17 protein-coding genes and 1 pseudogene are annotated in these 19947 nt (G+C 66.2%); 9 read left to right on the forward strand and 9 right to left on the reverse strand.

Annotated features, from left to right (window positions below; translation table 11 throughout):
• Positions 1-76: 76 nt before the first annotated feature.
• A pseudogene (locus ACFV4R_RS07465) lies at positions 77-430 on the forward strand (M23 family metallopeptidase); the annotation flags it as partial.
• Positions 431-696: 266 nt separating this feature from the next.
• Here the strand turns inward: ACFV4R_RS07465 and ACFV4R_RS07470 are convergent.
• Complete coding sequence (locus ACFV4R_RS07470; RefSeq protein WP_377201881.1) at positions 697-1134, reverse strand: hypothetical protein; 438 nt, start codon at positions 1132-1134, stop codon at positions 697-699.
• 158 nt (positions 1135-1292) lie between these two features.
• Between ACFV4R_RS07470 and ACFV4R_RS07475 the strand changes: the two genes are divergently transcribed.
• Complete coding sequence (locus ACFV4R_RS07475) at positions 1293-1805, forward strand: glutathione peroxidase (protein ID WP_377201761.1); 513 nt, start codon at positions 1293-1295, stop codon at positions 1803-1805.
• A gap of 164 nt (positions 1806-1969) precedes the next feature.
• The gene (locus ACFV4R_RS07480) at positions 1970-2899 is read left to right on the forward strand and encodes a phosphodiesterase (protein ID WP_377201762.1); all 930 of its coding nucleotides are present in this window, start codon (positions 1970-1972) and stop codon (positions 2897-2899) included.
• A 64-nt stretch (positions 2900-2963) separates the two neighbouring features.
• Here ACFV4R_RS07480 and ACFV4R_RS07485 read toward each other — a convergent pair whose 3' ends face one another.
• Together ACFV4R_RS07485 and ACFV4R_RS07490 are read right to left on the reverse strand one after the other, a co-directional pair.
• Entirely contained in the window at positions 2964-4601 is a 1638-nt protein-coding gene (locus ACFV4R_RS07485) for a stealth family protein (protein ID WP_377201763.1), read from the reverse strand.
• Positions 4602-4708: 107 nt separating this feature from the next.
• On the reverse strand, positions 4709-5638 hold the full coding sequence (locus ACFV4R_RS07490) for a hypothetical protein (protein ID WP_377201764.1): 930 nt from the start codon (positions 5636-5638) through the stop codon (positions 4709-4711).
• Between the two features lie 147 nt (positions 5639-5785).
• On the opposite strand from ACFV4R_RS07490, the gene ACFV4R_RS07495 reads away from it, so the two are divergent.
• Together ACFV4R_RS07495 and ACFV4R_RS07500 are read left to right on the forward strand one after the other, a co-directional pair.
• Positions 5786-6085, forward strand: a complete 300-nt coding sequence (locus ACFV4R_RS07495) for a type II toxin-antitoxin system VapB family antitoxin (RefSeq protein ID WP_171908923.1) — start codon at positions 5786-5788, stop codon at positions 6083-6085.
• The gene (locus tag ACFV4R_RS07500) at positions 6078-6755 is read left to right on the forward strand and encodes a LytR C-terminal domain-containing protein (RefSeq protein ID WP_377201765.1); all 678 of its coding nucleotides are present in this window, start codon (positions 6078-6080) and stop codon (positions 6753-6755) included. Before ACFV4R_RS07495 ends, ACFV4R_RS07500 begins: the two co-directional genes overlap by 8 nt.
• 66 nt (positions 6756-6821) lie before the next feature.
• Here ACFV4R_RS07500 and ACFV4R_RS07505 read toward each other — a convergent pair whose 3' ends face one another.
• On the reverse strand, positions 6822-7472 hold the full coding sequence (locus tag ACFV4R_RS07505; protein WP_377201766.1) for a TetR/AcrR family transcriptional regulator: 651 nt from the start codon (positions 7470-7472) through the stop codon (positions 6822-6824).
• A gap of 56 nt (positions 7473-7528) precedes the next feature.
• Positions 7529-8227 carry a DsbA family oxidoreductase gene (locus ACFV4R_RS07510; RefSeq protein ID WP_377201767.1) on the reverse strand — a complete coding sequence of 233 codons (699 nt, stop codon included), beginning with the start codon at positions 8225-8227 and terminating at the stop codon, positions 7529-7531.
• Positions 8228-8447: 220 nt separating this feature from the next.
• Between ACFV4R_RS07510 and ACFV4R_RS07515 the strand changes: the two genes are divergently transcribed.
• The gene (locus ACFV4R_RS07515; RefSeq protein WP_377201768.1) at positions 8448-9509 is read left to right on the forward strand and encodes a glycosyltransferase family 4 protein; all 1062 of its coding nucleotides are present in this window, start codon (positions 8448-8450) and stop codon (positions 9507-9509) included.
• Positions 9510-9568: 59 nt separating this feature from the next.
• Entirely contained in the window at positions 9569-11749 is a 2181-nt protein-coding gene (locus ACFV4R_RS07520) for a glycogen debranching N-terminal domain-containing protein (RefSeq protein ID WP_377201769.1), read from the forward strand.
• Positions 11750-11770: 21 nt separating this feature from the next.
• Here the strand turns inward: ACFV4R_RS07520 and ACFV4R_RS07525 are convergent, their stop codons facing one another.
• Both ACFV4R_RS07525 and ACFV4R_RS07530 read right to left on the reverse strand, forming a co-directional pair.
• Positions 11771-12304 (reverse strand): GNAT family N-acetyltransferase, encoded by a 534-nt coding sequence (locus tag ACFV4R_RS07525; RefSeq protein WP_377201770.1) that lies wholly within the window; start codon positions 12302-12304, stop codon positions 11771-11773.
• Between the two features lie 15 nt (positions 12305-12319).
• Positions 12320-13279, reverse strand: coding sequence for a D-2-hydroxyacid dehydrogenase family protein (locus ACFV4R_RS07530; protein WP_377201771.1), 960 nt, complete (start codon positions 13277-13279; stop codon positions 12320-12322).
• A 146-nt stretch (positions 13280-13425) separates the two neighbouring features.
• On the opposite strand from ACFV4R_RS07530, the gene ACFV4R_RS07535 reads away from it, so the two are divergent.
• Positions 13426-14622 carry a CynX/NimT family MFS transporter gene (locus tag ACFV4R_RS07535; protein ID WP_377201772.1) on the forward strand — a complete coding sequence of 399 codons (1197 nt, stop codon included), beginning with the start codon at positions 13426-13428 and terminating at the stop codon, positions 14620-14622.
• Between the two features lie 237 nt (positions 14623-14859).
• On the opposite strand, the gene aceB is transcribed toward ACFV4R_RS07535, so the two are convergent.
• Both aceB and aceA read right to left on the reverse strand, forming a co-directional pair.
• A complete protein-coding gene (gene aceB, locus ACFV4R_RS07540) occupies positions 14860-16512 on the reverse strand; it encodes a malate synthase A (RefSeq protein WP_377201773.1) in 1653 nt (550 codons plus the stop codon).
• Between the two features lie 222 nt (positions 16513-16734).
• Positions 16735-18051 carry an isocitrate lyase gene (gene aceA, locus ACFV4R_RS07545; protein WP_377201774.1) on the reverse strand — a complete coding sequence of 439 codons (1317 nt, stop codon included), beginning with the start codon at positions 18049-18051 and terminating at the stop codon, positions 16735-16737.
• Positions 18052-18226: 175 nt separating this feature from the next.
• On the opposite strand from aceA, the gene ACFV4R_RS07550 reads away from it, so the two are divergent.
• The gene (locus ACFV4R_RS07550; RefSeq protein WP_377201775.1) at positions 18227-19711 is read left to right on the forward strand and encodes a helix-turn-helix domain-containing protein; all 1485 of its coding nucleotides are present in this window, start codon (positions 18227-18229) and stop codon (positions 19709-19711) included.
• Positions 19712-19947: the final 236 nt, after the last annotated feature.

The raw sequence follows: 19947 nt of genomic DNA on the forward strand, positions 1-19947 counted from the left end.
CAGCTCGGGAGTTGGCTCCCAATCCACGGTGTCAATGGAACTGTCGGGTATCGGCAGGCCGCCCGCCGGTTTCCTGATGGCACCGCTGGCCCTCCTGAATGCGAGCTCTCCCTTCGGGTTCCGCACCAGCCCGCTGACGGGGACGGCAGGTGATTTCCATCTTGGCCAGGACTACGCGGCTCCGTGCGGCACCACCGTTTACGCCGCCGATTCCGGCGTTGTGCGGGCTGCCGGCTGGCATCCCTGGGGCGGCGGCAACCGGGTGGAAATCGACCACGGCAACGGCCTCATCACCACCTACAACCACCTTGAGTCGATTGCCGTCGGCGCGGGTGACAAGGTGCAGGTTGGCCAGGCCATCGCCAGGGTGGGCACCACCGGGTGGTCCACCGGTTGCCACCTGCACTTTGAAACGATCATGGACGGCCGGTACGTCAGCCCCCGGGGGTGGAGCCTGATGACGCTCCGCGCACTGGGAGGACCTGCATCCGAGCCCATGGTTTCTTATGCCCCTGGCGCCGGAGCCTCCTCAGGAGCCACGGTGTGGACCATACCTTTGGGGGTGGGAGCGGATCCGTCGGCCGGCCAGGAGGAAACCGCGGCGACGACGACGCCCCCCACTACTGCGTCTCCGTCTCCCTTCCCGTCGGTAACGCCAGGACCCACAGGGACAGTTTTGCCTCCGCCGGGAGCGCCTCAGGCACCGTCGCCATCGCCATCGCCATCGCCATCGCCTACGGCTACGCCGACACAGACCCCGACACCGTCGCCTAGTCCGACGGCGCCGGCCGCAACTCCCAGCCCGACGCCGACACCTTCGCCCTCACCTGGCCCGACGCAAACGCCCAGGCCCACTCCAACACCAACGCCTACCCCGTCGGCACCAACGCCTACCCCGTCGGCACCACCGCCAACACCAACGGCAACGCCCACGCCCTCACCCGCTCCGTCTACGAGCCCGACGCCCACTTCTACGCCAGTGCCCACTCCTACGCCGCCTCCGACGCCGGTCCCCACACTGGCGCCCACTCCTGCGCCCACACCGACGTCGTCTGCCCTGACGCCGACTGCACCGCCGCCGTCGTCCGCGCCGCCCAGCCCGGTGCCGAGCTCCACCGCAACTCTGACCCCCACCGTCGCGCCGACCCCAATGCCGCTGCCCTCCGCCACTTTGCCTGCAACCGACCCGTAGGCCGGGAGCCCCTCAGGCCCGGGCCGGACCATATCCCCGCACGTACAGGAAACACGCAGCCGCGACCAGTACCGTGGGCGGTTGGCAACGAAGCACCGGCATGGACAACTACCTGAGGACGCAACGCGTGGCACCCCTGTACCCAATTCACCTGACCCTGAATGATGGCACCACCACCGAGTTCGCCCGGTTCAAGGGGAACGTGGTTCTTGTAGTCAACGTGGCCTCGAACTGTGGTTTCACCCCGCAGTACGCGGGCCTGGAAGCCCTCTACGGCAAGTTCCGCGACCGGGGATTTGAGATCCTGGGCGTCCCCTGCAACCAGTTTGCAGGCCAGGAACCGGGCAGTGACAGCGAGATCGCTGAGTTCTGTGAGCGCAACTTCGGTGTCTCCTTCCCGCTGACCGCCAAAGCTGATGTGCGCGGCAAGAACCAGCACCCGCTCTACGCCGAACTGACCAAGTTCAAGACAGGGATCCTTCCGGGACTGGTGAAGTGGAACTTCGAGAAGTTCCTGGTGAACCGCGACGGCGATGTGGTGGCACGCTTCGCCCCCACCGTGGAGCCGGATTCAGCGGAGGTCATCGACGCGATTGAAAAAGCACTCGGCTGAAATGTAGGCTATTTCCCGAATTTGCCCTGCAGAAAGCGCAGTTCTTTTAGGTTTTTCCACATCAGCTCCGGCGATTTGCCCAAAGTTTGCCAAATGTCTGATTGGATAAATATTACTGAGGGGTACAAGGGAAGCGCCGTTTCCCACCGACCACAGAGGTAGCAATGGAGCACATCGAGGCCGAACATCCCCGGCCACGCCACTTCCTACTCCACCTGAGCGATCCCCATTTATTGGGAGGTCCGGAACCCCTGTACGGCGTCGTTGACAGCGAAGCCCGCCTCGCGCAGCTCTTTGAAGAGGTCAAAGCGTCCGGGGCAAGGCCGGAGGCCGTCATCTTTACCGGCGACCTTGCCGACAAGGGCGAGCCGGACGCTTACGCCAAGCTTCGCGCGATCGTCGATCCCGCCTGCAAGGAGCTCGGCGCCGAGGTCATCTGGGCCATGGGAAACCACGACAACCGTGCCAACTTCCGCGAGGGCCTGCTGGACCAGCCCGGCGATGACGCTCCGGTGGACAACAGCTACTTCATCAACGGCCTGCGCGTGATCACCATGGATACCACCGTTCCGGGGTACCACCATGGGGAGCTGAGCGGGTCCCAGCTGGAATGGCTGGCCAGGGAACTGGAGACGCCTGCGCCGGACGGCACCATCCTCGCCCTGCACCATCCGCCCGTGCCCTCGGTGCTGGACCTGTCGGTGCTGGTGGAACTGCGTGACCAGGGGTCGCTGGCTGCGGTGGTCCGGAATTCAGATGTGCGGACCATCCTGGCCGGGCACCTGCACTATTCCACCACCGCAACGTTCGCCGGGATCCCGGTGTCGGTGGCCTCTGCCAGTTGCTATACCCAGGACCTCAACGTCCCGGTGGGCGGCACGCGGGGGCAGGACAGCGGCCAGGCGTTCAACCTGGTCCACGTCTACGAACACACGATTGTCCACTCCGTGGTCCCCATGGGAAGCGCCGCGACGGTGGGCGAGTACGTGACAGCGGAAGAGACTGCGCGGCGCCTCGAAGCCGCCGGGGTCCGCATCCCCGAGACCGCGAAGCAGCGCACCACATCAAGGACAGGCGCCACCACCGGGCGCTGACCGTTGGCTTTGCGATGACGGCAGGAAGCGACAGTGCCACAGCGAGGGCTGTGGCACTGCGGTGCTACTTCTCCCAGGGCGCCTTGATGGGGTAGTACTTCTCCAGGAAATCCGTGACCAGTTCCGCGCGTTCATCGGCTGCGACTTCCGGGAAACTGCCGTCGTTGAGGCAGAAGAAGTCCATGTTGCGCTTGGACAGCAGCTTGGGCAGGTAGTTCAACCCGGCCCGCATGGTGGTGTCCACGTAGCGCACCTTGGCCGCGGTCTGCGTAACAGCCCGCCCGGTCAGCAGAGCGTAGTAGTGGTAGAACGAGTTGGTCACCGAAATGTTGTCGGCTGCCCGGAACCTGCTGGCGGCAGTCTTCCGGAACTCCTCCGGAAACTCCTCCTCCATCTGCGCGATGAGGCTGCGGCGCAGCGGCGCGGCAGTGTGTTCCAGGTGGCGGGTGGTGATCCGGCCAAACCTGTTCCACAGCAACTTGCGGTTGACCCGCGCTGCATTCTCGAACCCGCTGCGTTCCGCGGCGTTGTCTCCCAGGCCGATCCTGGTTTCCGCCTCAATGAACTTCGTGATGCCGCCGGGGGTGAAGAACAGGTCCGGGCTGACCGGCCGGCCGAAGAACATGTCGTCGTTGGAGTACAGGAAGTGCTCCGAGAGCCCGTCGATGTGGTGCAGCTGGCACTCGACGGCCTGGGAGTTGTGGGTGGGCAGCACTGAAGGATCGGAGAAGAACTCCTCGCTCCGGACGATGGTCACCGAGGGGTGCTCAGCCAGCCAGGCCGGGGCGGGGGAGTCCGTGGCGATGAAGATGCGGCGGATCCACGGCGCGAACATATAGACAGACCGCAGCGCGTACTTGAGCTCGTCGATCTGCCGGAACCGGGCCTCGTGATCGTCGCCTTCGCCCAGGACGGCGTCCTTCTGCTGGGCACGCCGGGCGGCAATGTACTCGGGAGAGCTGCCGTCCACCCAGGAGAACACCAGATCAACGTCGAAGCTGATGTCACTGGCATGGTCGGCGAACATGTTCTCGATGGTGGGCCAGGTGTGGCCATAGCGCTCCACCGTTCCGCGGACAGCGTCCTGGCGCAGGAGCGTGCGGCGCGTCAGCGAGTTTTCGATGGGCAGGATGATCTGCTCGCCCTCGAAGGACCACAGCTCGATCTGCACACCGGCGGAGGCGCCGAACTCGAAGCCGCCCACCGGTTCCACGCGGGGCCGGTAGAGGCGGAAGATGCGCGCCTGCCGGTTGGAGGAGAGCTCGCCGTCCGCAACCAGGACTGACGTCTTCTTCTTGGCATCAACGGTCATGGAGTAGAAGGGTTCGTCCCGGCAGGCCTCCACCAGGGCGGCCCGAAGCTTCTTCCGGTCCCGCCAGCCCAACGCGATGACGGGCCGGTCGTTGTTTCCGCGCACCAGAAGGTAGGCCAGCCCCGCGTTGGCCAGCACGTTGCGTAGGAACAGCAGGTCTTCCACCATGGCCTGGTAGGGCGTCCTGTTGTCGTTGACGACGGCGTAGCGGCCCTTGTGCCGGATCACGTCAGGGCGGAGCCTGAACCGCTGTTCAGCCTCAGCCGAGGTCACCTCGGAATGGAACTGTTCCTCGCTCGAGGGCTGTCCGGCGTAGTAAACCTCGTCCTGGACCGGTGCTTCTGTGATGGTTGTCTCCGTGCTGGTCAAAGTAAGCCTTTCTACCTGCATGATAGCCGCGCCGGGGAAACAGCTTGTTTCGCATGCGTCGGCTTGCCCGCGTCAAGCGGGATGTGGCGGGCCACCCGGGACCGGGTGCCGCGGGGAAGGATCCGGCGTCAGGCGCCCAGCGCCTCCCGCCAGCTGCGCAGGAAGGCGCCGCCGGCGTCGTCGTGGATGACCGAATCTGAGAGCCCCAGGTCCGTGGCCGTCAGGATATCGTACGGTTTCTCCGGGACGCCGTCAGCGGGACGGACGTCCACATGCTTGACCGGATGGTCATTGTGGTGCAGCCAGTCAGCCATGGCGTAATCGGTCCGGGAATCACCAACGGTCCGCCAGGCTTCAGGCGTGATCCCCTGGGCGGCCAGCAGTTCAACCGCCCGGCTCGCCCCAAGGTCCTTGCCCAGCCGCACCGACTCAATGTCGGTGGAGATGATGGTGGGGTCCACGCGGTAGTCCACGTCGTCGTCGGAATTCGGTTCGTGGTGGTCCAGGCGCACCACGCCCAGGCCGTGCCGGGCCATCAGCGCCATGGCATCGGCGTCAAAGAGTTTCTGTTCGGCAAGGTAGTCCGCGCTGGCCACCTCAATGTGCTGCTCCACGGACACCATGGCCCGCTTGGTTTCATCGAAGAACATGTGCGCGCTGTAGTCCTCCGCGACCAGGCGCCGGATATCGTCACCGTACGCGGCAGGGACGGCCAGCTCGCGGTCAACGTGGACGGGTCCGGGGCCAGCGGCGGTGTAGCTGAACCACACCGCGCCCTTCTCGCAGACCGCATGGATGACGGTGCCGTCCGGGATGCCCGCAGCGAGCATCGGCTCCATGACCTGCTCGCGGATGAAGGCATCCGAGCGGCCGGTGTTGAAGATGACGGGGATGCCGGCGGCGGCCAGTGCCACGAGGTCCCCAATGATGTCCGGTTTGACGTCCCGCGTGACCGGACTGGCTATCGGCCCGTCCACATCCAGCAGGAGGGCCAGCGGCGGGGTTGACGGCAGGCGGGTTCCGGTCACGGACACGGCAGGGGCTTCGGATGCTGTCATGGAGCCATTGTCTCAGTTGGGTGGTCAACTCCCCGCTCCGGCTGCCCAAAGGTCACCGCGTGTGACATGGTCACCGTTTGGCTACAACCTTAAGGCGGCACGGCCGGGTACTTCCGCTGCCGTCGGCAGGGTGCCTAGGGTGGCATGGTGATATTCAAAGCTGTGGGCGAGGGCCGCCCTTACCCCGACCATGGTTACAGCACGCCCAAGGACTGGGCCTCGCTGCCGCCGCGGCCGGTCCGGCTGGACGAACTGGTAACCACCAAGCGCACCCTGGACCTGGAGGCGCTGCTGGCCGAGGACTCCACTTTCTTCGGCGATCTGTTCCCGCACGTGGTCCAGTACCAGGGCACCCTGTACCTGGAGGACGGGCTGCACCGCGCGGTCCGGACTGCCCTGCACCAGCGCACCGCCATCCACGCCCGGGTCCTGGTGATAGATGGCTAGGAAGAAGAAGCCGCAGGACGTCAGCGTCCTGCACGGACACCATGTGGTCAGCGGGCAGGAGCTGCGTGCCACATTCGACGCCGGCCAAAATGCCGACGACACTGCCCGTGTACGGCGCCGGGTGCTGCACGGCGTGGTCCTGGTGCTCCTGATCGGACTGATCGCAGCGGGCATTATCACGGCCCTTGCCATCATCAACGGGAGATTCAGCATCCCCTCTGCGGAGCCTGCCGCGAAGACCGTCAGCGCCTGCCCGGCCACGACGTTCGACTACACGCCGAACGAACAGGTCAACCTCAACGTCTACAACTCCACCAGCAGGCCAGGGCTGGCGAAATCCGTGGCGGATGATTTCCTGGCGCGCAAGTTCGTGGTGGCGACGGTCGGCAACACCGAGCCGAGCTACCGGGGGGTTGCCGCCGTGATCTCCGGAGCTGCCGGACAGTCCGCAGCCTTCAGTGTCCAGCGGAACCTGCCGGGCTCGGACTATTTCCAGGACAGCCGGACGGACGGCACCGTGGACGTGATCCTGTCGCAGGATTACCGGTCCCTTGCTCCGGCGGAACTGGTGGACCAGACTCCCGGCACGCTGAGCTGCCCCAGGGAAAGCCGGCGGGTGGCGGACGATGACATGTGGCCCGTGATGCCCTCGGCAGCGCCCGCTTCCTGACGCGCGTTGCCCTATCAGATCGGGCTGCTAAACCGGCCTTTTGGGGACTCGAAGTGATGGGGGAACTCAGCCGGCCACGGCGCGAAGGGGAGTCAACCGCACGGGCCGGCCGCCGTCGTCGAACCTTGCGCCGGCGCCCAGCTGGATGAACCGCACGGTCCGTGCCACCCGCGCTTCCAGTTCCGCGGGCTCGTCGCTGCCCCTGGCCGCGCTCGAGGAAAGGGTTCCCAGAATCAGCTGCGATTGCTGGCCCACGTCCGCGGCAGGCAGGTAGCCCTGGTCCATGCCGTCACGCAGGATGCCCTGCAGGAGAACGCTCAGCTCGCCTACATGGTCGGCGAGTTTGGCAAAGGACGACGGCGAGAGCACCGCGCCCATGGCGGGTCCGGGCGGCAGGTGGCGCCGGGTGAGGTCCTCCACCTGCGCGCGCACGTACAGGGCCAGCCGCTCCACTGGATTGTCCAGGCGGCTGAGCGCGTCCCGCAGCTCCGTAAGGAACTTTTCCGTTTCCTCCAGGGCGTAGGAGATCAGCAGCTCTTCGATGTCCGCGTAGTAGTTGTACACGGCGGTGCGCCCCACGCCGGCGTGCCGGGCAACATCGGTCATGGTCAGCCCGGGCAGGCCGTGCGAGAAGAGTAGTTCGCCGAAAGCCGTCAGGATGCGGCGTTGGGTATCGGCGCGTTGTGCTGCGTTGGTGGCCGCTGAAATCCTGGGCATACAGACACTTTACCGTGATGTGTCACTAAACGGTGAGTGCCTCTCCTGCAGCCGGGTCAGACGCTGCAGCCATCCGGGCCGCAAGCTTCGCCGTCGCCGGAATTGACCAGCACCAGGGGGTTGGCGTCCTGCCACGCCTGGTTGAGGGCAGCGGTGAACGTTTCGGTGGGCTGCGCTCCGGAGAGGCCGAATTTCCGGTCGATGACAAAGAACGGGACCCCGCTGATGCCCAGGGCGCGGCCTTCCTCGAAATCGTTGCGGACGTCGTCGGCGTACTTGTCGGTGGTGAAGAGCTCCTCAACGTCGGCGTCCGGCAGGCCCAGGCCGCCGCCGAGTGCGGTGAGGTAGTCACGGCTGCCGATGTCCTTGCCGTGCTCGAAGTGGTCGCTGAGCAGGCGCTCCTTGGCTGCATCCTGCTTGCCGTGTTCCGCAGCCAGGTGGATCAGGCGGTGGGCGGTGAAGCTGTTGGCCACCACCACCTTGTCGAACCGGTACTCCAGGCCTTCACCCCTGGCCTGCTCCGCCACGTGATCGAACATCTGGGAGACCTGCTGCGGCGCCATGCCCTTGCGGGTGCTGAGGTACTCAAGTTCGGTGCCGTCGTAGTGCTCGGGGAGGCCGGGATCCAGTTGGTAGCTGCGCCACTGCACCTCAACCGCGTCGCGGTGCGGGAACTCGGCCAGGGCCGCCTCGAAGCGGCGTTTGCCGATGAAACACCACGGGCAGGCAACGTCGGACCAGATCTCAATCTTCATGGTCTGCATAACCGGTGCGGTTCTGCGGCCATTCCGGACCCGGGTGTGAGATACCCCACGGTAGGTCTTGTGGGCCGCCGCATCCTGCGGAATAGTCTGATCCAGAGGTCAAGCAGAAGGCCACACAAAATCGACAACACGCCACTGCGGCAAGGCGTGCCGCGGCAGGGTGGCGCCCGGCCCGTTGGGGAGCCTGGCCCGTATCGCCTGGGAGGTCAGGATGCGGATCGGCCTGGTTTCAGGACCATGGATTCCTGTTCCACCGGCAACGTACGGCGGGACGGAACGGGTGGTGGATACCCTGGCCCGGGGCTTCGCCGCCGGCGGCCACGAGGTGCTCCTTGCCGCACCCACTGAAAGTACCTGCCCGGCGCCTCTTGTTCCCGGAATGCGCCGGGCCGACTACGCGGGTATGGGCACCAGCCTGTCCGAGCTCAGCCATGTGGTCAGGGCCTACGAGGGGCTGGCGGACGTGGACATCATCCATGACCACACCCTTGCCGGCCCCCTCTACCTGCACCGGCCCAAAGGGGTTCCCCTGGTGACCACCATCCACGGACCCCTGCATGCCCAGGCCGCGGACATTTACCGGGCCATTGCCCGGGGAGCGGCGGTAATCGCCATCTCCCGGGACCAGGCCTCCCATGCCCCCGGCGTGCCCGTCACCCGGGTGATCCACCACGGGATGGACCTTTCCGCGGTCCCGGTGGGAACGGGACGGGGCGGCTACCTGTGCTTCGTGGGCCGGTCCTGCCCGGACAAGGGCCTGCCGGAAGCCATCAGCATCGCCCGGAAGGCGGGGATGCACCTGAAGATCGCGGTGAAGATGCGCGAACCCGAGGAGGTGCGCTACTTCCGGGACGTGGTTGAACCCATGCTGGGCCCCAACGAGGACTTCGTGGGGGAGGTGGACGACGCGACCAAGTACCGCCTCATGGGGGAGGCCGTGGCATTCCTTAATCCCATCCAATGGTCCGAGCCCTTCGGCCTCGTCATGATCGAGGCCCTCGCCACCGGAACGCCGGTGATTGGAACCGCCGTCGGGTCCGCGCCGGAGATTGTGGAACACGGCCGGACCGGCTTCCTGGGCAGGACTGAACAGTTGGCGTCCTTCATTCCGGCCGCGGCCGCCCTGGACAGGGCCGTGTGCCGCAGCGCGGTGCAGGTCCGTTTCAGTGCGGAGCGGATGGTGGCGGACCACCTGCAGCTCTACACGGAACTGATTGAAAGGCGGCCTCCGGCGGGGGTTCCGCAAGCCGCCGCGGTGGACCAGAATCGATAGGGCAACGGTGCTTCCCGGATTTTCGGGCAGCACCTCGTCGCTTGAGAGGGGAGTCCCTGATGACCGCCTGGAACGCCGATAACGAAGCATCCGTATCCGATTCCGGATCGGTCACCGTCCTGGAGGGATCCTCGTTCTGCATCTCGTCCGGGAGCGGAGACATCCCGTCCGACGGCGGAACGAACGGTGCGTTCTTCCAGGACACCCGCATCATTTCGGGCTGGATGCTGCGCGTCAATGGAGCGGTCCGCGAGCCGCTGACGGCGCAACGTCCGCAGCCCTTCAAGGCGACATTCGTGGGAAGGGCGAAGTGGCCCGGGGGCAGGTTCGACAGCCCATTGGTGGTCCGGCACGTGCGGCACGTCGGGCCCGGCATGCAGGACGACATCACCTTGGAGAATTACGCTGCCGAGCCCGTGGACTGCGACATTGAGCTGCTGGTGGAGGCGGACCAGGCAGACTTGTTCGACGTCAAGGGCAGCCGGGCCACTGGCGGCGACGACACCACGCGCACCGTAACCGACGGGAAACTTGTCATCGAAGCCGTGCGGCACGGCCAGCAGCGGGGAACCGCCATCGGGGCCCGGGGAGCCGAGGTCACCCTGGAGGGCCTGCGATTCCGCGTTACCGTCCCGGCACGGGGAAAATGGGCCACCAGCATCATCGTGGTCCCCCTGGTCAACGGCGAAGCACCGGATAAACCGTTCCGAGAGGGACAGTTGCCACACCACCGCGAAGGCGTCCGCCGGCACCTCGACTGGGAAGAGGGCGTACCGCGGATCAGGATCGAGGACGCCAGCCTCCAGGACCTGCTCAACCGCAGCCAAAGCGACCTGGGCGCGCTGCGCATTTTCGACCCCCACCATCCGGACCGGGCAGCCGTTGCCGCCGGGGCGCCCTGGTTCATGGCACTGTTCGGCAGGGACTCGCTGCTGACCTCCTACATGAGCCTGATGGTCAACCCCAACCTCGCCCTGGGCACGCTGCAGACCCTGGCAGGCATCCAGGGAAAGAAGGTGGACAACGATTCCGAGGAGGAGCCCGGGCGCATCCCGCACGAGGTCCGGCTGGGGGTCACCGCCGGATTGTCCCTCGGCGGCACTGCCTACTACGGCACCGCCGACGCTACCCCGCTGTTCGTGGCCGTCCTCGGTGAACTGAGCCGCTGGGGCCTGTCCAAGGACGTGATCCAGCCGCTGCTCAGCCACGCGGACCGTGCCCTGGAATGGATAGAGAAATACGGGGACCGAGACGGCGACGGGTTCGTGGAGTACCTGCGCCCCAACGATCATGGACTGGTCAACCAGGGGTGGAAGGACTCCTGGGACGGCATCAACTTCGCCGACGGGACCATTGCCGAACCGCCCATAGCCCTCTGCGAAGTGCAGGCCTACGTCTACTCGGCCTACCTGGGCCGCTCGCTGCTGGCGCACTGGGGCGGGGACTCAGACCTGGAACACCACTGGGCTGCCAAGGCAGCGGCCTTCAAGGAGGAGTTCAACAAAAAGTTCTGGCTGCCGGACAAGGGCTATTTCGCCGTCGCGCTGGACAAGGACAAGCGCCCGGTGGATGCCCTGACCTCCAACATCGGGCACTGCCTCTTCTCCGGCATCGTGGACCGGGACAAGGCGCAGTCCGTGATGGAGCACCTGATGTCCCCCCAGATGTTCACGGGATGGGGCATCCGCACGCTCGCCTCTGACATGGGCGCCTACAACCCCGTCAGCTACCACAACGGGTCCGTTTGGCCGCACGATACCGCCATGGTGGCCACCGGCCTGATGCGTTACGGGTTCGTGGACGAGGCAAGACGGGTGGCCCTGGGCGTCTTCGAAGCAGCCGAACACTTCGATAACCGGCTGCCTGAACTCTTCTGCGGCTTCGACCGGGGTGAGTTCCCCGGCCCGGTGCCATACCCCACGGCATGTTCGCCGCAGGCGTGGGCTGCCGCGGCGCCCGTCCAGCTGGCTCGGATCCTCCTCCGCTTCGACCCCGTCTTTACCCGCGGGGTGGTGCACCTGGCGCCGATCCTCCCGGACACCGTAGGCACGTTCAGGGCCGAAAACGTCCTGCTGGATTCTTCCCGGGTCACCATCACCGCTAACGGCACCAACGGCAGCATAGAAGGACTTCCCCCGGGCCTGAAGCTCCTGGCCCAGCCGCGCCCGCCCTTGGCGTACCCGCCGGGAAGCCCGGAGGCCGCTTCCGAGCATGCCGGCTTGAACCAGCCCGGCACGTAGGCAGTCCCGGCACGTAGGCAGCTACGGCAGGGCGCGTTCCAGCACGAAGTCGTGTTCCACGGTGCTGCCCAGCCGGAAGGACTTGGTGCCCACCTTTCGGAACCCGGACTTCCCGTAGAAGCGGATGGCGCGGGCATTCTGGCTGTTGACGCCCAGCCAGATCCCGGCGCGGCCAGCCTCGGCGGCAGCCTGCACGCTGGCATGCATCAGTTCGGCGGCGGCCCCCAGCCCGTGGTGTTCGGGATGGACATAGCACTTGCTGAGTTCAACCGACGGCGTCAATGTCAGGGCAGACGCCACGTCCGGGTCCGACGCCGGCCGGTCCGCCAGCAGGCTGTACCCGTTGAGCCGGTCGCCGCTGTCCAGTACCAGGATGGTGATGTCCGGATCGGCGAGGTAGCCCCGGAAATGGTCCTCGCTGAGCGTGTTGGCCAAGTGCGCCGCGATGTCCTCCGGCGACGACGACGGCGGGCAGGCCAGCGGAAAGGTGACGGCCGCCAGCTCAGCCAGCGCGCCGGCGTCGTCCGTGGTGGCGCGGCGGATGGTGTGGCTCATTCGTATCCTCCCGGGTCAGGCGGTGATGGTGCGGATGGGGGAGCCCGCCAGCCAGGCGGTGACGTCCTCGAAGGCCCCGCCGTAGAACTGCCGGTAGCTCTCCTGCGTGACGTAGCCGAGGTGTGGTGACAGCACGGTGTTGGGGGCCGCCAGCAGCGGGTGGCCGGCCTGCAGGGGTTCCTGGTCGAAAACGTCCAGGGCGGCGCCGCGGATCCAGCCTTCGTTCAGGGCCCGGATCAGTGCTTCCTGGTCCACGAGGGGGCCGCGGGCGGTGTTGACCAGGATGCCTTCGGGGCCCAGCAGCCGCAACTCCTGCTCACCCACCGTGTTCTCCGATCGTGGGGAGAGCCGCAGGTGGAGGGTGGCGACATCGGACACGCGGAAAAGCTCCTCCTTGGACACCAGCCGCACCCCGGCTTCCGCCGCGGCTTCGGCTGTGAGGTTCTGGCTCCACGCCACCACATCCATGCCGAAGGCCTTGCCGTAGCCCGCGATCCGGCGGCCGATCTTACCCAGCCCCACCACGCCCAGCGTCTTGCCTGACAGTTCCACCCCTACGGTTTTTTGCCAGGAGCCCGCCCGCAGTGAGGCTTCCTCGGCTGGCAGGTGCCGTGCGATGGCCAGCAGCAGCGCCCAGGTCAGCTCCGGGGCTGCCGCGGGCGACCCCGGAGTTCCGCAGACCGTGACGCCGTGGTCCGTGGCTGCGGCGACGTCGATGGAGGCGTTGGCCATCCCCGTGGTCACCAGCAGTTCGAGGGCAGGCAGTTTCTCGAACACTTCGCGCGGGAAGGCGGTCCGTTCCCGCATGGCGATCACGATGGTGGCGCCGGCGAGCGCCGAGACCAGCGCATCCTGTGAGGCGAAGGGTTCGCGGAACGTGGAAACTTTGACCCCTTCAGATTCCAGGGCCGCCCAGTCGGCGTAGCCATGGGCCACGTCCTGGTAGTCGTCGAGGATGGCAAGGCGGTGCGGCATGGCGGTGTCCTGTCCTTCGCGGTGTCCGTTGGGGGCAGGTTCATCCTAAGCCTGGGGGTCACGCGGTGCCTTGCGGAACCTGCGGCGCTGCGCGGCGTGATAGCAATGAAGGTGATGAGTGACTTCCTGTTCCCCTTTTCTGCCCCGTGAGCGGCCGGCTGCTTTCCCGAATTCCCGGAAGCTGGATCCTGCTCGCCTGCATTGGCCTGCTGGCCCTGAACCTGCGCGGGCCGTTCGTGGCCGTCGCGCCGGTGGTGGGTCCCATGCAGGCAGAACTGCATTTCTCCCCAGTGGTGCTGGGGCTGCTGACCAGCATTCCGGTGCTCTGCTTCTCGCTCGCTTCTCCGCTGGCGTCCCTGGCCGCAAGGAAGTTTGGCGCCGAGTTCGCAGTTAGCCTCACCATCCTGGGGGTCCTGGCGGGCGTGCTGGTGCGGTCCGCCGGAGGACCCGCCCTGGTGGTTGCGGGGACGGTGATCATTGGCCTGGCCATCACGGTGGGCAACATTGCCGTGCCGCTGATCATCCGCCGCGACTTCTCGCCCTGGCGGCAGGGGACAGCCATGGGCATCTACACCGCTGCCCTGAACATCGGCTCGTTCCTGACATCCGTGGCCATGGCGCCGCTGGCTGAATGGACCGGCTGGCGTGCAGCCCTGGCGTCGGTGGCCCTCCTGGCCGTGGCCGCCATCGTGGTGTGGACGCTGGCAGTGGGGCCGCGGACCGCATTCATCGCCTCCGCCGCCGAGGACGCCGGCGAGGCCAAGCTCCCGGCGGTGGCGGGCACCGGCTGGATCACCTTCGGCCTGACGGCCGGCTTCGGCGGCCAGGCCTTCTCCTACTACGGTGTCACCGCCTGGCTGCCCAGCTACTTGCACGATGAGCTGGGCATGTCCGCCGCGGAAGCCGGTGCGGCGTCCTCCATCTTCCAGATCCTCGCCATCGTGGGCGGGCTTGGTGTGCCGTTCGCCGCAAAATACATGAGTACGACGGCGGTGGCGGTCACCTTGGGCGTGTTGTGGACGGCCGTCCCGGCCGGGCTGCTGCTGATGCCGCAGCTGTGGTGGTTGTGGTCGACCTGCGGCGGGATTGCCCAGGGCGGCGGCATCACCATCATCTTCATCGCCATCATCCGGCTGGCCCGGAACCAGGCCATGGCGGGCCGGATGTCCGCCACCGTGCAGGGCCTCGGCTATTGCCTCGCCGCTGTTGCCCCGCCCCTGGTGGGCTTCGTCCACGACGTCTCGGAGTCCTGGACGCCGGCGCTGCTGGTCATCCTCGCTTCGGTGCTGACCTTCTTCGTCAGCACCACCCTCTCCGTCCGCAAGGTGCCCCGGGGCCGCTAAGGCAGGTGCCGCCGTCGGACGTCCCTTTCAGAATCCCAACGCGCGCTCACTTGATGGGGTTAAACCAAGGACGCGCGCTCACTTTCCTAAGGGAAGTGAGCGCGCGTCCGGCGTTATGACGCAACAAGTGAGCGGGCGTGTAAAGGGGTTCCGTTGCCGGGCCGGCGCCCCGGATTTCGGGGGGCCTGTTGCGAAGGGCGTGCCGGCCCGGCGGACGGAAGTCTGGGCAGCTGCGGCTCAGGCCGCTGCGAGCTCCTCCACGGTGGCCTTCTCGCGGGCTTCGGTGAGGTAGCGGGCGTAGGCCGGGAGGGTCAGGAAGGACGGGAACTCCGTGGCGAGGGTGACTTCCTCGAAGATGTCCCGGGCGTCCTCGAAGCGGTCACCGTCGAAGCGCTCCAGCCGGGCAAATTCGCCGTCCAGCAGCTCCTCCACCCATTCGTGGGTGATGATCTCGCCGTGGTCGGTGATGGCCCGGGCGTAGATCCACTGCCACAGCTGGGAGCGGGAGATTTCCGCGGTGGCGGCGTCCTCCATCAGGTTGTGGATGGCCACAGCACCGTTGCCGCGAAGCCAGGACTCGATGTAGCGGATCCCCACTTCGATGTTGTTGCGGATGCCCTGCTCCGTGATGGTGCCGTGCAGGGAGGCGATATCGATGAGGGCACGGTCGTCCGGGGTGACGTCCTCGCGGAGCTTGCCGAGCTGGTTGGGGCGCTCGCCGAGGACGGCGTCGAACACTTCACGGCAGATGGGCACCAGATCGGGGTGGGCCACCCAGGAGCCGTCGAAGCCGTCGCCGGCCTCGCGGGTCTTGTCCGCACGGACCTTCTCCAGGGCGTTGGTGTTGGCCTCCGGGTCCTTGCGGTTGGGCACGGCCGCGGCCATGCCGCCGATGGCCATGGCGCCGCGCTTGTGGCAGGCCCGGACCAGCTGTTCGGTGTAAGAACGCATGAACGGGGCGGTCATGGTCACCTGGCCGCGGTCCGGGAGGACGAAGCGGGGGCCGCGGGTGCGGAAATTCTTGATGATGGAGAAGATGTAGTCCCAGCGGCCGGCGTTCAGGCCCGAGGCGTGGTCCCGCAGTTCGTAGAGGATCTCCTCCATTTCGAAGGCTGCGGTGATGGTTTCGATCAGTACCGTGGCGCGGATGGTGCCCTGCGGGATGCCGAGCAGGTCCTGGGCCAGGATGAAGATGTCGTTCCAGAGCCGGGCTTCGAGGTGGTTCTCGATTTTGGGCAGGTAGAAGTACGGACCCTTGCCCTGGGCCAGCAGGCGGCGGGCGTTGTGGAAGAAGAACAGGCCGAAGTCCACGATTCCGCCGGCGATGGGTGTGCCGTCGATGAGCATGTGCTTTTCGGGCAGGTGCCAGCCGCGGGGGCGAACCACGATGGTGGGCAGCTCGCCTGCAGGCTTCAGCCTGTACTCCTTGCCCTCTTCGCTGGTGAAGTCGATCCGGCGTTCCAGGGCGTCCGTGAGGTTCAGCTGGCCCTTGATGACGTTCCTCCACGTGGGGGTGGAGGAGTCTTCCATGTCCGCCAGCCAGACCTTGGCACCGGAGTTCAGGGCGTTGATGGTCATCTTCTTGTCCACCGGCCCGGTGATTTCCACCCGGCGGTCCTCCAGCCCCGGGGCCGGGGGAGCCACCCGCCATGACGCGTCGTTGCGGATGTGTTCGGTCTCCCGCAGGAACCTTGGGTCCTGGCCGGCGGCGATGTTGGCGCGGCGGGTCCTTCGTGCCTGAAGCAGCTCCTGCCGGCGTTCCGCGGTAGCCCGGTGCAGCTTGGCAATAAACGCCAGTGCGTCTGGCGTGAGCACCTCGTCCTGCCGGCAAATGGGCTGGGCCGTCAGGGTGATCCCATTAATGGTGAAGCTGTCAGTAAAAGTGTTCATTTCAAGTCTCCTTAAAGACGAAAAGGGAAGTTCGACGGCGGCCGGCGGCACAGTGGCGACAAAGGCACAAGGCTGAGGAGCCGGTGTCGCGGCAGCCTGCGTAAAAGGGGCCCCGCGTCCCGGTCGGGCCTCGCTCAGCGAGGTCCAAACCCGGGACGGGGGGAATAGCAGGCAGAGCGACTCCGGTCCGAAGGCCGGAGGTGAGCTCCGCCGTCGGGAGTTTTAGTGGAACTGGCCCTCTTCGGTGGATCCCACCAGGGCCAGGGTGGACGCGTTCGGGTTGAGCGCGGTGGAGAGGGTGTCGAAGTAGCCGGTGCCGACTTCGCGCTGGTGCTTGGTTGCGGTGTAGCCGCGGGATTCGGAGGCGAATTCCTTCTCCTGGAGTTCGACGTAGGCGCTCATGCCTTCCCGGGCGTAGCCGTGGGCGAGATCGAACATCGAGTAGTTCAGGGCGTGGAATCCGGCCAGGGTGATGAACTGGAACGTGAAGCCCATGGCGCCGAGCTCGCGCTGGAACTTGGCGATAGTGTCGTCGTCCAGGTGCTTGCGCCAGTTGAACGACGGCGAGCAGTTGTAGGAGAGCATCTGGTCCGGGAACTCGACCTTGACGGATTCGGCGAACTTGCGGGCCAGCTCCAGGTCCGGGGTGCCCGTCTCCATCCAGATGAGATCGGAGTACGGGGCGTAGGCCTTGGCCCGGGCGATGCAGGGTTCGATGCCGTTGCGGACCTTGTAGAAGCCCTCGGCGGTGCGCTCACCGGTGATGAATTCCTGGTCCCGCTCGTCCACGTCCGAGGTGATCAGGGTGGCGGCCTCGGCGTCGGTGCGGGCAATAACCACCGTGGGGGTTCCGGCGACGTCGGCTGCCAGGCGGGCGGCGTTCAGGGTCCGGACGTGCTGCTGGGTGGGGATGAGGACCTTGCCGCCGAGGTGGCCGCATTTCTTTTCCGAGGCGAGTTGGTCTTCCCAGTGCACGCCGGAGGCGCCGGCCTGGATCATGGATTTCATGAGTTCGTAGGCGTTCAGCGGGCCGCCGAAGCCGGCTTCGGCGTCGGCAACGATCGGGACCAGCCAGTCTTCAACGGTCTGGATGCCCTCGGAGAATTCGATCTGGTCTGCGCGGAGCAGGGCGTTGTTGATGCGGCGGACCACAGTGGGGACGGAGTTTGCCGGGTAGAGGGACTGGTCCGGGTAGGTGTGGCCGGAGTTGTTGGCGTCGGCCGCCACCTGCCAGCCGGAGAGGTAGATGGCGCGCAGGCCGGCCTTGACCTGCTGCACTGCCTGGTTGCCGGTGAGGGCACCCAATGCGTTGGTGTAGCCGCCGGTTTTGTGCTCTTCGGTGAGCTGCTTCCACAGCTTTTCCGCGCCGCGGCGGGCCAGCGTCTGCTCTTCGGTGACGCGGCCGCGGAGGCGGACGACGTCGGAGGCTGAGTAGTCCCGGGTCACACCTTCCCAGCGGGGGTTGGCGGCCCACTCGAGCTCCAGGGCGGCGGCCTGCTGTTCGGGCGTCTGCGAGGTGGGCTCAAATGCTGCAGTCATCGTTGATCTCCTTGATTGAGCTCCGGACGGGGTAGGTGGGAACCGCGTCGTTGAGGTTCCCACCGGCATTCCGGTGCGGTGTTTCTTTCCGTATGAACTACTTTTCAGCACTTTCAACCCTCTTTCCAGATGAAAACTATGGAAAGAAACGCACTTCTTCACGTATTCTTCAGAAATGTCGCCTTCAAGCTGGAACAGGGACGTTTCCCAGCCGCCGTCAGCCGCCGCAGCGGGACTCGACGTCATCGCGCTGGGCCGCCGCGTCCGCCATCTGCGTAAACAAGCCGGGCTCACGCTCGATGGCCTGAGCGCCGCCGTCGGGACCGCCCCCAGTCAGCTCAGCCTGATCGAAAACGGCAAGCGTGAACCCAAACTGACCCTTCTGCAGCATCTGGCCGCCGCACTGGGCGTCAGCATAGACCAGCTCCTGGGGGCCGAACCGCCCAGCAGGCGCGCGGCCTTGGAGATCGAGCTGGAACGGTACCAGCGCGGGCCGCTTTACGAGTCCCTCAACCTGCCGAAAATCCGCATCAGTTCGCGGCTTCCGCTGGATGTGCTCGAAGCCCAGGTGGGGCTCCTGCACGAGCTGGAGCGGAAGATGAACGAGCAGGTGGCAACCCCGGAAGAAGCCCGGCGCGCCAACGGTGAGCTGCGTGCCATGATGCGTGAGCGCGGCAACTACTTCCCGGAGTACGAGGCCGAAGCGCAGAAGGTCCTCAAAGAGGTGGGCTACACCGCCGGTCCGCTGAGCCAGCACGTCATCGCGGACATTGCCGCACACCTGGGATTCGCCCTGTACCACGTGGGCGATTTGCCCCACTCCACGCGGTCCGTGACCGATCTAAAGAACCGCAGAATTTACCTGACGCAGAGCCAGCGGCAGGACCATGACCCCCGTTCCGTGTTGCTCCAGGCCCTGGGACACTACGTCCTGGGCCACGAAACGCCCCGCAACTACGGCGACTTCCTGGCCCAGCGGGTGGCGACCAACTATTTCGCCGCGGCACTGCTGCTCCCGGAGCAGGCCACCGTGGAATTTTTGCAGAAAGCAAAAGCAGCCAAGGAAATCGCTGTGGAGGACATCCGGGATGCGTTCGCCGTTTCCTATGAGACCGCGGCGCACCGGTTCACCAACCTGGCCACCAAACACCTGGGCATCACCACGCATTTCCAGAAGACGCACCAGAGCGGGATCATCTACAAGGCCTACGAGAACGATGGCGTGAACTTCCCCCAGGACCACACCGGCGCCATCGAAGGCCAGCCGTCGTGCAAGGCCTGGACATCCCGTGCCGTGTTCGACGTCCCGGACAAGTTCAGCGCCTATAGCCAGTACACGGACACGCCCTCGGGCACGTACTGGTGCACCGCGCGTACCGAGCGGTCGGCTACTGGCGAGTTTTCACTCAGCATCGGGGTGCCCTATCAGCACGTGAAATGGTTCCGCGGGCGTGAGACGACAGCCCGGGCCACCTCCAACTGCCCCGACCCGAACTGCTGTAAGCGCCCGCCGGCCGCCCTGACCTCGGAGTGGGCCGGTAACGCCTGGCCCTCCGCGCGCGCCCATTCGCACCTGCTGGCGGCCATGCCGCCCGGCGCCTTTCCCGGCGTGGACGAAACCGAGGTGTACAGCTTCCTGCAGGCCCACTCGGGGAGTTGAGCTACAGCCAGTCTGCGGTTCCGGTCGTGACATGTTCTGCGGTCCGGCCTCCTATCGCCGGAAGCGCGTATGTGGATAAGACACCGGAACCGTGATCCAACGCCCGCTCAGCAGTAGTGGGTTTCCCCGCAACGCGCGCTCACTTTCCTGAGGAGACTGAGCGCGCGTCGGTGGGGGAGCCGCCACGAGTGAGCGCGCGTCGGTGGGGGAGCCGCCACGAGTGAGCGCGCGTCGGT

The sequence above is a fragment of the Pseudarthrobacter sp. NPDC059871 genome, assembly GCF_042731175.1.
Classification (GTDB): Bacteria; Actinomycetota; Actinomycetes; order Actinomycetales; family Micrococcaceae; genus Arthrobacter.

What these genes read in the sequence shown, in the direction of transcription:
- aceB (WP_377201773.1), bottom strand. Translation starts at nt 16,512, where the DNA reads ATGAACACTTTTACTGACAGCTTCACCATTAATGGGATCACCCTGACG.
- ACFV4R_RS07520 (WP_377201769.1), top strand. Translation starts at nt 9,569, where the DNA reads ATGACCGCCTGGAACGCCGATAACGAAGCATCCGTATCCGATTCCGGA.
- ACFV4R_RS07530 (WP_377201771.1), bottom strand. Translation starts at nt 13,279, where the DNA reads ATGCCGCACCGCCTTGCCATCCTCGACGACTACCAGGACGTGGCCCAT.
- ACFV4R_RS07490 (WP_377201764.1), bottom strand. Translation starts at nt 5,638, where the DNA reads ATGACAGCATCCGAAGCCCCTGCCGTGTCCGTGACCGGAACCCGCCTG.
- ACFV4R_RS07485 (WP_377201763.1), bottom strand. Translation starts at nt 4,601, where the DNA reads ATGCAGGTAGAAAGGCTTACTTTGACCAGCACGGAGACAACCATCACA.
- ACFV4R_RS07515 (WP_377201768.1), top strand. Translation starts at nt 8,448, where the DNA reads ATGCGGATCGGCCTGGTTTCAGGACCATGGATTCCTGTTCCACCGGCA.
- aceA (WP_377201774.1), bottom strand. Translation starts at nt 18,051, where the DNA reads ATGACTGCAGCATTTGAGCCCACCTCGCAGACGCCCGAACAGCAGGCC.
- ACFV4R_RS07480 (WP_377201762.1), top strand. Translation starts at nt 1,970, where the DNA reads ATGGAGCACATCGAGGCCGAACATCCCCGGCCACGCCACTTCCTACTC.
- ACFV4R_RS07505 (WP_377201766.1), bottom strand. Translation starts at nt 7,472, where the DNA reads ATGCCCAGGATTTCAGCGGCCACCAACGCAGCACAACGCGCCGATACC.
- ACFV4R_RS07525 (WP_377201770.1), bottom strand. Translation starts at nt 12,304, where the DNA reads ATGAGCCACACCATCCGCCGCGCCACCACGGACGACGCCGGCGCGCTG.
- ACFV4R_RS07550 (WP_377201775.1), top strand. Translation starts at nt 18,227, where the DNA reads ATGTCGCCTTCAAGCTGGAACAGGGACGTTTCCCAGCCGCCGTCAGCC.
- ACFV4R_RS07510 (WP_377201767.1), bottom strand. Translation starts at nt 8,227, where the DNA reads ATGAAGATTGAGATCTGGTCCGACGTTGCCTGCCCGTGGTGTTTCATC.
- ACFV4R_RS07475 (WP_377201761.1), top strand. Translation starts at nt 1,293, where the DNA reads ATGGACAACTACCTGAGGACGCAACGCGTGGCACCCCTGTACCCAATT.
- ACFV4R_RS07500 (WP_377201765.1), top strand. Translation starts at nt 6,078, where the DNA reads ATGGCTAGGAAGAAGAAGCCGCAGGACGTCAGCGTCCTGCACGGACAC.